Here is a 12263-nt window from a genome sequence, read left to right on the forward strand (position 1 = left end):
GGCTTATAGCTCGTTGAGGTTTGTTATAAACGAATTACTCGGCGTTTGCGTTAACAAGCCAATCATCAAGCACTTGCTTCAATTTATCTAATTGCTCTAGATGTTTTGCTTGATTCTTTGCCAATTTGTTAATGTTCTGCAACTTCCAACGAATCGCTGGCAAGTCTGCTGCATTAGGATAGTCAAACAATGCCCAGTCAGGTTGCCCTCTTTTGAATGACATAAGGAAAGCATGATCCCTTTCTGTGAAATGTTTTTGCAGTTCAATTAACATCATGGGCCTAACAGAGGCTAAGTCTTCGCATTCAACTTTTTCAAAAGTCATTCCGTCAAATTCTGCCTGAAATTTCTCATTTAGAGGCTGCCAGTTTGGCGACATGACTTCATTAATAGGCCGAGGGTGACTTAATGTATAGGTTAAAAAACCCACCAAAATCTCTCTCGAAATCCCTTCACTGCCAAGTAACATACGCACATCAAATAAGTCGCGAGGATGTTGGCGATCCATTGCAGCACACAATTTTCCACCATACAGATCGGGAAGACTGACTACCTGAATCTCAGCATAACCAAACTCGTCTTCAACAGACTCTTGAACTGGCATTATTTCTGCACTATGCAATGTACCTCTGGCGACGGGCGACACTTCAATTTTGATCGTCGCAACCGGACTTGATACAACTATTCTCAGTTCATCAGCTTTATTATCCTGAAATGCCGCTCTGATATCTGGTTGAGTATTGATTCTGTCTGTAATGCGCTGCAATGCAGCCCTGACATTAATCAAAGCCTCATCTCTTGGTTCAAGTGGAAGATAAGCAAGATCAATATCTACAGATAACCGAGGAAAATCTCTCACAAATAAATTAATGGCGGTGCCACCTTTAAGTGCAAAAACCGTCTCTGTTGCTACCACAGGAAGCATTCTTATGAGCAAGGAAACCTGTTTGTAATATGGGCTATCTTTATCCATTATGTTGTTCACCTTTTTTGACGCTTAATATCTCTGGCACTGTGATTTGATATCGCTCATCAAAACGTCCTTTTTCGACAACCTGCCGCTTTCCTGCACCCAATTTAATTCTTGTTTCATCTACGCGATTGACCCACTGGTGATCGTAGTATCGACCCAGAAATAGAAATATTCGGTTTGCCTGAACAGAGCTGCTTCGTTCAAGAATATCTTGTACTTTTCTAGGACTAAGATTGACTAAACCCTGAAATAATTCTGCAACATGCTCAAATGAAATCAGCTTTCCAATCGCGTCTACCACTTCATAGGCAGCAAGTTCTGCACAGCTGACAGTGAGTTCTTTCTCTTTGACCGTGATCCTTTTCAAATCTTTCTCGGGATTCACTTCAAGCTTATGGTTTCCACAGTAAAACCAATTCTGATAAGGGAATTCACGAAACCATTTCGGTAAGGACGACTTGTTTTTAACGCAAATCCAAACTTGCTCTTTGTTCAGCTGTAAATAGTGACTCAGTCCCTGGTGAGTTAAGCTGCTCAATCCAGCCAAATGAACTGAAACGCCCAATTGCACATCCAATGCTTGAATGGCATCAACCCAAGTTGGCTTTATATCGCCCTGCGCATTTGGACGATAGTACACACCAGAACTAAGCTTCTTCAGCCAACCATTCTGCGCGTACTTTTGAGCCAGGGAGTAGCTCACACCGTTTTCAGTCAGCCATTGCTGAAGTACTAGCGCACCAGGAGAAGTATGAGCAACAAGCCAGTTTATTTTAGATGACATTTTAACACCCAAAGTATGAATATCACGAACAGTATAAACCATATAGTTTATTACGATAGGAATTTTAACACCTTAGGTATTAATATACCAAATAATGTAAACCAAGTTCGTTAATGTGGCGTCGCTGAAATGAAAAGGTCTACACAACATCACCAATAACCCGATGTTGTGTAGACCTAAGTTTGATTGCCTTAAGTGAACTGCCTACTGTGGTTCACATTCAGGTGCCCAGTAAGACGGCGCTGATTGCTGGAACTGTTGTGCCAATGACTTCTTGAGTGCTGGCAACGACAGGTAAAGTTGCAGACATAACACTTTCAACGACTGTTGGCGTATTGTAGAGACCCATACCGCCACCAATGCCCAAGGCAAAAGCCATCAAGCTTTGGCGAGCGATACCGCCCACAATACCCACCAGAACCATGGCTCCTGCTACGATCCGTCCCAAAGTACCTTGGGTCCAATCTTTTAGGGTATCCCACACATCAGTGAAAGCATCACCACCGGTGCCCGCAAATGAGGGCTCCGAAATCATTAACGCCATTAAACCAAGCGCACCAATGGTCATTAGGCGCTGAGTTTGAATGGTGCGAACTGCATTTGTCATTCGTTAGTTTCTCCGTAGATACTCAAGTTATCGCGCTTACCATCAGCTCCCGCTGAGGCTGAATCGCTTTGAGTCTGAAGTGGACGTAGCACTGGCGAAACCGTTCGAGGTGCTGACACCCCAATATCCCACCGGCGCGGTTCAATTTCGGTAAACACGTAGCTGGATAAATTCAGATCCCCACGGTCATCCTCCCAAGGCGCAATCCAAATCCGCATTACCCTTGAAGGAATGCGAATAGGTGCAGATTGCTGCGTCTCGGGTAATGCTGGATGGCTCAGCAGTCCTGTCTCTAAATCAGATTGTGAATACCCAGAGGGAGCACCCATTCGAGTCGCCACAGCATCAATCGTCTTGGGTGCAGCGCCATTACTGGTAAGCTCATAGACTTCACGAGCGGATAAACAGCGCACACCGTCAGGCATACCTGGGCATCCATATTCACTACTCCCAAGACCCAATGAACTACAGCCAGACAATAAGGTTGAGCCGACTGCCAATAAAAGTAATCCAGCTTTAGACCACTGTTTTGACTGGTGCTTTGGGTTGTTCTGCATTGATGTCGTCATGGTTAACTCTCCTCTGGATACACATCTTATTGTCTGAAACGGACTTCGATCGGTTAGCAACATGCAGGATTTTTTCATCTTCTTGCACCTCCCCCTTGCGAAGTGGCCAACGACAACGAGGCCCCACGAGTGACTATGACTTCAATTTTCCTTGCAGCGTCTACCTCTATGACTGGGAACATATTTTCAGCCATGTCCAAATAGAACTTGGCCACGCGATCCAATGCTTTACCGGTGCCTTTAATCGCAGCACCTTGTAATGCTTCTTGGCTCATGACTTGCTGGTACAGCTGAGTATCACCAGCATTACCCGTCTGAATCGTCGGAACAGGATTTACATTAAATGCGCCTGCCAAGCCCTGAAGGAATCCGGCCATCATTGATTTGGCCACCAGTTGGCCTTGTTTCGACACTAATCGGCCACGAATACCGGCTTTGCCGTCTTCACCCACGGCATAAGAATCCAGTCGCGTTTCAATGACGCCACCATCTTCTCTCACACATGAAATGGTCTCGCCTCGCAAATAGGCACGCTCAGAGCTCAAATCACCGTAACCTGCGGCGATCAAGAAACACTCTTTGATATCCGCTCTAAATCGGTTAGGTAAAATGGCTTCCTTTTGAATCCTCAGCAATGCAGGAAAAGGTTCTCGTCTTGCGGACTCGTGAGTAGGAGCATCCAAACCCGTGATCAAAGTACCCGAGATGATGCTGCCCGCCGGTAGATACAAAGGAGGCGCTTCTTGCACAACAACCTCTGGTTCAGCAACCACTTCAGGCTCAATCATACGAATCGTGATTGGCGGCAATGGAACATCTCGTGCTCGTGTACCTTGACCATTGACTGGCTGCTGATAGAGCGGATCAGGCAGCGGCGCATTGGCAAAATAGTCGTCTGGGTTAGACGGCAGTGGCTTTTCGTCTTTAGGCAATTCCATGGCAGATAAAGGCACTTCGAAACGGCTATTTGTGCCTTCAACTGCTGCATCACCTCCAGCGCGAACATCATCAAGTTCCGCTCGAAGGCGAGCCAACTCCGCGTTGACCTCACTTGGTATAGAAGGCGAACCTGGGCTTAGCCGTCCTGAATCGACGTCACGACGCAAGCGCTCAACTTCACGACGTAACTGTTCATTGCGCTCACTGAGTAGTTTTACGTTCGCAGCCAAACTATCGACCCCAACATCACGAGTATTGGTATCCGTAAGAATGTGCCGGATCGTTTCCTGTCGGTTCCGACTACTTGAGCCATCGTCAGGATTAGGTGAAAACACCATCACCATAAGGATGAGACCACCAGCAATACCAGCAACCGATAGACCCCGCTTCATGTTCGGGCTCATTTGTTCCCATTGTGCTTTCATCGTTATTTACCTCCCACAAGAAGCGAAGGTCGCTGACTTTCCACCGCTTCTTCACGATGATTGCGAACAACCACATACAACTCAGTCTTTTCACCCGGTAACAAGATATTGCGAGGCCAGTAGGCGCTTGCCACTATATCTGGTGTATGGCAGGCTAATTCACTGGCTTCTATCGGCTCATCGGCAAAGCTTTCAACCAGTCCTACATATACGGTGAAGTAATGTCCCGACACAATTTGCCCCTGCTTAAAACCAAACTTTAAGCCCGGCTGAAAACATTTCGGGCTTGTGTCAGTTTGGCCAGCTAAACGGATGTCATAGCCTTGTGGTAACTCATTTAGTGCAAGGCGTCTGAGTAAGTCACGTAGGTTATCGACGTAAGGTTGAGCTGTTTCCCAAGTGGCGGCTTTGCGGTTCACGACGCCCTTAATAGGCCACTGCTGACCATCAATAGCTAAGGTGATTTCACGCGGTGGAATACGACGAGGTACTAAGGTGACAGATAACGCGGGTGCTTCCAGACCAGGCGGAGTGATGTAAAGTGAAACCGGTGATTCTTTGTCCGTGGCCACATATACAACATTCCCCTTGATTTGCGTCTGAGCATCACTGGTTGTTCTCACCTGAGGCGATTCAAACGGCGTCACAATTCGATTCAGATGACCAAGTGCTACAGGGATCAGTTCATTAACCCCCGGTGTCATCAGTAGCGTTGTTGGCGTATCCGCTGCAACCGAATTGCTTTGAACCGGTGGATTTGCAGTAGCAGACTGCTTCATCACACTGGCTGGCACAATCGGCAATTCCACGTCTGCATACGACGCTTGAGATAACAGGACGCCACTCAAGCTCATTGCGATTAAGCTTGGTGTTATCCATCGACTAATTTTGGTTCGCATCATTCACCCTCCGGTTTTGCTCTTGGGTCAACTTTTCACGAACTCCCTTCGTTCTAGCTTGCCCCTCATACGTATCCATCCAACTGAGCTTTGGACGGTATTGCTCAATATCGATGTCAAACTCATAGGTGCGAGTTTGGCGCTGTTCATCTCCAGATGGCCCAGAGACCAAGGAATAACCGGTCACAAAGACATGGCCGGTTTCATACTCATACTCCACTTGTCTGGGTTGGAATTTGAGCGTGACTCGGTCTTCACGGATCTGTCTTGCCTGAATCTCCAGTGCATCGACCACTTGCTGGTACACCGCTGGAGAAAGTAGCGGCTCAATGGCAACCCGGATGAAAGACACATTACCCGGCGTCACGTTGCCCATAAGCTCAGCCAGGTAGAGTCCCCAGGATTCAAGGTAAGGTTGAGTGGCTTGGTTTCGTGACACTTCAGCCGTTTCAGACAAGGTTGGTGGTTGAATAGCTACCACGGTATTGCGAGAAAATGCCGCTATCGCAAGCAGCAAATTAGATAGCACCAGCACCGCAATCAGGAACCGCTGCCATCGGTTCTCTAATTGCGTGCCTTGCCATGATTTTAAAAACACGTCGAACTTCACGGCAGATAGCTCCTGATAAATGGGTTAGGGATCGTCTTGGCTTTGGTTGGCAACAGCCCAGCCCAGTAGATGGCGTGAAGAATAAAACCATCTGGGCGACCATCACGAAAACGCCGATAGAGCTTGGTTGTCACCAACCCCAACAGGCATAAAACCAAGGCATTACCGGTAAAAATGCCGATCACTAGCCCCAACAGAATGGGAGCCATCTCATCGGCACTCCAAAGCAGGAAGTGCGGCGGATCATCGATATAGGACGGAATACTCACAGGTTCCATAGTCACTCCTCGTTGTTTGAATTGAGAAGTGAAGGATGCCTTGGGATTAGCAGGTTCAGTGGTCAGCTAGATGCCGAATTCTTGAAGGTTTTGAGGGTTCTACTCAGACAATACTAACAATTGATCTTTTTGATGCGGTTGATATGATGGGGATATTGGTCGTGTCGAGACCAGCTGCCCACTTTAGCAAACCCGGACGGGACGACATGCATATCAAATTTATTTTTTGCTTAGGTTTTTTCTGCGACCTCGGCAGTGGGCACCGTATTCGCTAATAGGAGAAACTCAATGCAAATTACTAAAATCATTTCCTCTGCCACGGTTGAACGTTTAAAGCAAAAAGCACGAAAGCTTAAACGTGAAAAATCTATTCCACACACTCAAGCACTCGATGAAATTGCAATCTCTGTTGGTTTTAATCATTGGCATCAGGTTGTACAAGCTAATGACTTACTGAAACCATCAGAAGTGGCGTTATCTTCTGGATGTGTCATGGCTTTTGATGTCAAAGATGGTATGGATGTCGATACCAGTGATGGAATTTTAATTGAAGACCACTTCTTGGAGATGCTCACTGAAAAGCAGCTATTTGAAATTTATGCCAATTCCCCTGATGAGGACGACGAACAAAACAGGCCGCTAAAAGAAACGCTATCGGATTCAGAGCTTCAGGAGTATTTTCGAGATTATTGCTCATTCATGTACTTCCGTCTTGCCGAGCCTCATGCAAACAAACCGTTAAAAGAAGTATTGGCTCTTATACGACAGTACTCTTTTTGGATGCCGCAATATATTTGGCTTCAAGGCCACCTTATTGATACTTACCATTTGCCTGCTGAAGACGAGAACGGCAATACCGTAGGCGTGAGGTTTTAGCTCTACAAGATGAGGCCTGACAGGCCTCATATCTTCTTCTGCAAGTGGCTTAACGCCAACCCCGCCATCAATGCTAAACCGATGATCAGCGACGGTAACACCACCGGTGGAATAGCCAGCGGGGCGAACAATCCCATAAACAGCAAGATGACGCCTGAGCCCAAGATGATCATGCTGTAGCGGTGAATGATTGGGCTCGAAAAATCAAAGGTTGTTTTCTTAATCTTCCAGGTCATCAAGCCATCCCACAAAGCCGGTAACATGAGAATAAACGCAAAGGGCAACCAGACCATCAGCAAAGCAAATCGAGTGAACACCTGGTACAACACATCAAAAAATGCCTGAATACGGTCTTCCACCCAGACAAACCAAAAGCCTCCCATGTTCTCCATCCCTTTAGAGCGCAGTCGCTGCTCTTCAGTGGGGATTAGAAAATCACGCACCGATTGCTCCATCTGTGTATCCACAATCCATGACTGATACCAGCGATGGCTAGTTTGACCAATCCAATAGCTTGTTTGAGCGCCCAATTGATTTTGGATCATCTGCTTCTCTTTACTAATGACCCGGCCAGTCCAATCACCGGGTACTAACACGCCAATGGCAATAATCTCCAGCATCAGTGCCAGACACAGTAGCCAAACCGACTTATGCTTGCTCATGCCAAACATCCTCTTCTACTCGGGCCAGCATGGCTGCAACGGTCGGCGTCATAATCCGGGCTTTAATCACTTGTTGAAGCCGCTTTGTCGTCGTGTGACCACTTTCATAACGCACGTCGATGCGTCCTTCAGCCAAATACGCCATCCGATTTGGACGATTACGAATCCAGGAGTAGAAATACACACCATCTACGGCGGCCCACTCGAAATGGTCAGGATCACGCAGGCGAATCCCCGTTAAAGCACTGGCGGCAGTCCAGGTCAGTGCCTCAATGAAATGCCAAAGGCGTACACTGTCATCATCACAACTGACTTCTTCATAACTGCCCAAGCCATTACACAGACACAAATCAAAGATGGAATGGCCATCTAACGTGAACGCATCCGTTAAGTAGTCCGCCAAGCAATACACCGAGGCCAAAGCATGAGGCCAGTCGGTTTCAAGCAGTCTTAAGGTTTCCTTGTACTGGGGGTTATGTTGCTGCCACTGAGCGAGCATTTCTTTACTGGTAAGTGTTGTCATTTTCAGACAGACTGAATGATGCATACAGATTCCTTATGCTACCTGTGTAGAGCTGGTTAAAATAGGAATGCGGCCTTTGATCACGCGGCCACCTGAAAGCTTGGCGATGTACTCTAGGTTGGGGAGCTGGCCCAATAACTGCGGTGGAAACATATCGCCTTCTTCCTCCATCAAGCGTTCGCCATGATTGCCGGTAAACAACGCGGGGCTGTCCGAGTTGGACGACATACCTTGAGTTTGCATGATGTACTGCAACCGAGTCTTAGGCAGATTGTCAGTAATATACTGCTGCGTTTCGGCGTCCATCACCCGAAGGGCTATCAAGTTGTTGATGTTACCTAACACCTGGCGAGCCTTAGCTTCACTGCCTGTTCGAGCTGCAAAGTCAGCAAAGGTCTGAGTAGCAATCACACAACGCATTTTTGCGCCACGGCCTTTGTTGAGCAGTTGAATGAAGGGATCGTTGACGACTTCAGCCGCCTCATCGATGAAGATATTTACGGGACGATTTTCAACACCATAGTTATAGCGGTCACCGGCCACGGCGGTGAGATCGGATAAAAGCAGCGAACCAATGGCGCTGCCAACCATGGCGTCGGTCAATGAATCCAACCCGATATACGCCACTTGGGCATTGTTGATAATACGGCCAGAATCCGTAATTAACCGGCTGTCATCCACATCGTTTGCAATCGGTGATAGCAATGGGCCTAGTTCACTTGATGTGAGCATATTGAGTACCGGCATCAGTGAGGCCACCATCTTGGAATAGTGGGTTCTGTCATGCTCAAACATACTCAATAGCCCCTCTAAATCGGTATTGGCGGCAACGGGCTGAATGCGTTCGTAGTAGAAAAGCAGCATCGCCATGGCTTGTTTAGTCAAGGTGTTGGCCTTTTCGGTAAAGCGCTTGATCTCCACACTAAAGTTCGGATACACCTGCTCCCCCCAGGCCGTGACGGCTTTTACTACCAAGCCTTCTGGGCCACCTTCCAAGAATCGTCTCAGCGTTTTCAGATCAGGACGCTGTGAAGTAAGCAACAAACCTTGCACGATGTTATTCAGTGCCATTTGGCCAAAGGCTTTAAATGGATCAGCACCGGTTTCAGATGGGATTAGTGCCGCAATACGGCTGGCAATTTCAGTGCCCCGGTTAAAGTTTCTCAGGGGATTAAGACGTACTGAATGCTCTGGAAAACCCGGATGAAAATACACAAAGCGTTCAGGACTACCGGCGGCAATACAGGCTCGCTGCGCATTATCCTTAAGTTCCTTGTCTCCCTTAGGGTCAATAATAATCACGGCTTCATTACGCAAAATGGCCTGGGTAATCATCGCATCAAAGCATCGGGTTTTTCCGGCACCGGTCGTACCGACAATTAAGGTATGGCCTTCTGTGTGACCAACTGGCTGGTACACATCTTCTTCTTTGGGCTCGACACCATGAATCCAGGTCGAACCCATTTGTTTGCCGTGACCTTGGTTAAGCAAGGTTTGCTTATCCCGCTTTAGGATTTCATAAGCGCGTTGGGCATGGCGTTGGTCCCACTCAAAGCCATACCCTAACCACAGTTCATCAGGATGTTTTGCCATCACCTTTTGTAAATGCGAAAGCTCCATAAAAGCCAAAGGTTTGCCTTTTAGCCCCTTCTGCAACTTATAAAGACGGTAAGCCTCAGGCAGGCGATACAACGCCATGCCCGAGGAAATCCCTGTCATCCACCAAAATGGCTCAGGTGGTAACTCAGTGAGTATTTCTGCTGCAATTGCCCCAGTTGCCCCAACTAGCCAACCTGCTGCTGCCATGGCTTCATAGTTCGTGCGCCAGGGCATCTCGTATGCGTTTTCTTTCATTCATGCTCCGCAAAATAACCGTTTGCAATCCGCTTAATTTCAAATGGATTAACGCTTAGCGTGAGCGGTAAACAGAACCGTTTCCCCCTCATCAAACTGGCATTGGTCACTGGCCGAGATCCCCCGAAGCAATTGCCCGGCTGGAATGCCATGTGCATTGGCGACTTGGCGTAAGGTTTGAATCGTGACGCGAATACCATCGGCACTATGATCCACGTACGGGTAATCGCCATCGGTCAGTAAGATGGGCAAATCTTTCACAAAATTAACCATCTGTTGCCGCTGCGCGTGTTTGGGGTCGGTACTTGAGTTCGCATTGGCCGCAATCGGCTTTTGCTTACGCTCCGCTCTTGTGGCGGGTTCTTTTGCTTGGGCATTGGTTGTCTCAGTTCGACTCGGTCGCGGTGAAGCCTCTTCGTTCTGAATTGCTGCCGCCGGTTCTGCGTCTTGTTTGGGAAGGTCAATCAGTGCAGTTAGCCCTTTAGAAATCGATACTTTCAACAGCAACCCTTGCTCCTGAACGCCATCTTTCGTAGTCACAGTTCTGGCTTTACGCGTCGGGTTTGCCGGATCTAGTTCAAGCCAATCTAATCGACTGAGTTCAGCAAGTAGTTTTCGGGGAGCACACCAATGTCTTACGGCATCGGGATAGCGGATCAGTATCTGTTCATCAACCATAACCAACGCACTACTGGCCTCTGGGAGCCATGCCAAAGATTCAGGCAGATTCAATGCTTCTGCATCGTGCTGGTTTACGTTATTTGAGATAGCGCCATCATATGAATTGTTAGGCTTTTCGCATTTATCACCCGGAGCATTTTCAGTTGCCTTGGGGTTATTAACATCACTGGCAAGACGAAGTTCATCATCTTGGTCGGACGATTTTGTTGATGGCGACTCAGCCGAATTACTATGTTCGATTGATGATGACGCTTCAAACAAACCTGGCTGCTCACTGGAACGACCCTGAGGCTCTGCTTGTGTTTGCTGTGTTGCTTCCCACTCAGGTTTACTAAACAGTGTCACGCTACTTGGTACATTCGAGCTGAACAATAAATCGGCCTCAGATATATGCAGCATCGGTAGCCAGATTGGCTTGCCGTCTTTGATCAGCACCTCAGGGGCAAGGCTTTCATATCGCTCATTTGAAGCGGATTTAGTGGCCAATCCTCGCTCAATGAGGATGTCCGCAAGGGTATCGGGATCTCTTGGAATGCCAGGTATCTTGTCTTTGGCCAACAGCTCAATGATGTCCTTAGCCGCGCTTTTCCAAACCAGGTAAAGATTGGTTGATTGATTCGATTTTCGTATCCAAACTCTGGCATCTCGCTGATTGACTAACCACTGGGAACTGGCAAGTAATCGCCTCATGGCATCAAGTAGATAGCGTTCGACTGGGACACCAAGGGCGTTGTCGTCAACGGAAATTCGTTGAGCTTTCAGGTCTCGCTGGACACTGGTTTGGTCAGCTTCAATAACCAATTTAGACAGGACATGCTCGGGATCGGTATTGCCAATTGCCTCCAGCATGGCTTGCAAAATCTCAGGGCCTGGCTGGGTTAACCAGGCGAGCAACTCTGGTGTCATCACCCGGTTTAAAACCAGAATTGAAAATTGCTCGTGCCGCTTGCACCGTCCGTCGCGCCAGCGAATGAAATAGCGTTCAATGCTGCTATTTGTGGTCCACTGGGATAAGGTTTCTAAAAAAGGGTTCCACTGATAGCGTCCATCTTCGTCTGTAATAGACAAGTCTGAAACAGGCTTACCAATATCATGGAACAAACCGCCAAGAGCCGCCGCAACACGCCACCTTGGCTCTAGCTCTTTTTTCTCAACCGGTGTGCCACTGGCAACAAAGATGATCCCTTCCGCTGCTTGTGCAGCCCAGAAAGCAACTTCCAACGAATGACGTAATAAACCACCAGCGCCACTGTGATGATGATGCTCAGAAGCTGGCAACAAATGAACATAAGCAGCCAGATGATCAATGCAGGGCTGAATTAGCCTTTGAAAATCACGCAGGTTAAAGCCAAGTACCTGGCGCAGTTTGGCAATTAGCTCGTCTTGTGTGGACTGCAAATCCTCGGGTGACGCAGCTGGCAACCCCTTCAGGAATGGCGGGTAGCGTGGAATTTCCGCATCCAGTTGCGATGACAGCTCCGGTAGTGCTTTTGTTTGAAAAAATAGGTTTTTGAACATAGTGAACCTCCGACACGATAGTGTGGAGGTTCATAAACTCACCGGCGGTGAATTAGATGTAAAAG

General features: G+C 47.7%; 13 protein-coding genes. 1 reads left to right on the top strand and 12 read right to left on the bottom strand.

Annotated elements, in window-relative coordinates; all coding sequences use genetic code 11:
• Nucleotides 1–34 precede the first annotated feature (34 nt).
• From ACUJFK_RS14240 to traL, 8 genes are all read right to left on the bottom strand, one after another.
• Nucleotides 35–973: a nucleotidyl transferase AbiEii/AbiGii toxin family protein gene (locus ACUJFK_RS14240; protein WP_445425273.1), complete on the bottom strand. Its 939-nt coding sequence runs from the start codon at nucleotides 971–973 to the stop codon at nucleotides 35–37.
• The gene (locus ACUJFK_RS14245; protein ID WP_028870246.1) at nucleotides 966–1757 is read right to left on the bottom strand and encodes a type IV toxin-antitoxin system AbiEi family antitoxin; all 792 of its coding nucleotides are present in this window, start codon (nucleotides 1755–1757) and stop codon (nucleotides 966–968) included. The genes ACUJFK_RS14240 and ACUJFK_RS14245 overlap by 8 nt, the downstream gene beginning before the upstream one ends.
• A gap of 220 nt (nucleotides 1758–1977) precedes the next feature.
• Entirely contained in the window at nucleotides 1978–2364 is a 387-nt protein-coding gene (gene traA / locus ACUJFK_RS14250; protein ID WP_000180225.1) for a TraA family conjugative transfer protein, read from the bottom strand.
• Complete coding sequence (gene traV / locus ACUJFK_RS14255) at nucleotides 2361–2933, bottom strand: type IV conjugative transfer system lipoprotein TraV (RefSeq protein WP_156520091.1); 573 nt, start codon at nucleotides 2931–2933, stop codon at nucleotides 2361–2363. Before traV ends, traA begins: the two co-directional genes overlap by 4 nt.
• A gap of 74 nt (nucleotides 2934–3007) precedes the next feature.
• Nucleotides 3008–4297 (bottom strand): TraB/VirB10 family protein, encoded by a 1290-nt coding sequence (locus ACUJFK_RS14260; protein ID WP_353303777.1) that lies wholly within the window; start codon nucleotides 4295–4297, stop codon nucleotides 3008–3010.
• A gap of 2 nt (nucleotides 4298–4299) precedes the next feature.
• Nucleotides 4300–5196, bottom strand: coding sequence for a hypothetical protein (locus ACUJFK_RS14265; protein WP_445426791.1), 897 nt, complete (start codon nucleotides 5194–5196; stop codon nucleotides 4300–4302).
• Nucleotides 5180–5806, bottom strand: a complete 627-nt coding sequence (locus ACUJFK_RS14270) for a type IV conjugative transfer system protein TraE (protein ID WP_218529103.1) — start codon at nucleotides 5804–5806, stop codon at nucleotides 5180–5182. The genes ACUJFK_RS14265 and ACUJFK_RS14270 overlap by 17 nt, the downstream gene beginning before the upstream one ends.
• Complete coding sequence (gene traL, locus ACUJFK_RS14275; protein WP_000433891.1) at nucleotides 5803–6084, bottom strand: type IV conjugative transfer system protein TraL; 282 nt, start codon at nucleotides 6082–6084, stop codon at nucleotides 5803–5805. The genes ACUJFK_RS14270 and traL overlap by 4 nt, the downstream gene beginning before the upstream one ends.
• Before the next feature lie 288 nt (nucleotides 6085–6372).
• On the opposite strand from traL, the gene ACUJFK_RS14280 reads away from it, so the two are divergent.
• Nucleotides 6373–6960: a plasmid-related protein gene (locus ACUJFK_RS14280; protein WP_445425274.1), complete on the top strand. Its 588-nt coding sequence runs from the start codon at nucleotides 6373–6375 to the stop codon at nucleotides 6958–6960.
• Nucleotides 6961–6986: 26 nt separating this feature from the next.
• On the opposite strand, the gene ACUJFK_RS14285 is transcribed toward ACUJFK_RS14280, so the two are convergent.
• The 4 genes from ACUJFK_RS14285 to mobH are packed head-to-tail and all read right to left on the bottom strand — an operon-like array spanning nucleotide 6987 to nucleotide 12198.
• Entirely contained in the window at nucleotides 6987–7622 is a 636-nt protein-coding gene (locus ACUJFK_RS14285) for a DUF4400 domain-containing protein (protein ID WP_445425275.1), read from the bottom strand.
• On the bottom strand, nucleotides 7609–8169 hold the full coding sequence (locus ACUJFK_RS14290) for a conjugative transfer protein (protein WP_248530615.1): 561 nt from the start codon (nucleotides 8167–8169) through the stop codon (nucleotides 7609–7611). Before ACUJFK_RS14290 ends, ACUJFK_RS14285 begins: the two co-directional genes overlap by 14 nt.
• Nucleotides 8170–8178: 9 nt before the next feature.
• Nucleotides 8179–9999: a conjugative transfer system coupling protein TraD gene (traD, locus tag ACUJFK_RS14295; protein WP_445425276.1), complete on the bottom strand. Its 1821-nt coding sequence runs from the start codon at nucleotides 9997–9999 to the stop codon at nucleotides 8179–8181.
• A gap of 48 nt (nucleotides 10000–10047) precedes the next feature.
• A complete protein-coding gene (mobH, locus tag ACUJFK_RS14300; protein ID WP_445425277.1) occupies nucleotides 10048–12198 on the bottom strand; it encodes a MobH family relaxase in 2151 nt (716 codons plus the stop codon).
• Nucleotides 12199–12263: the final 65 nt, after the last annotated feature.

The sequence above is a fragment of the Alishewanella sp. HL-SH06 genome (assembly GCF_052656265.1).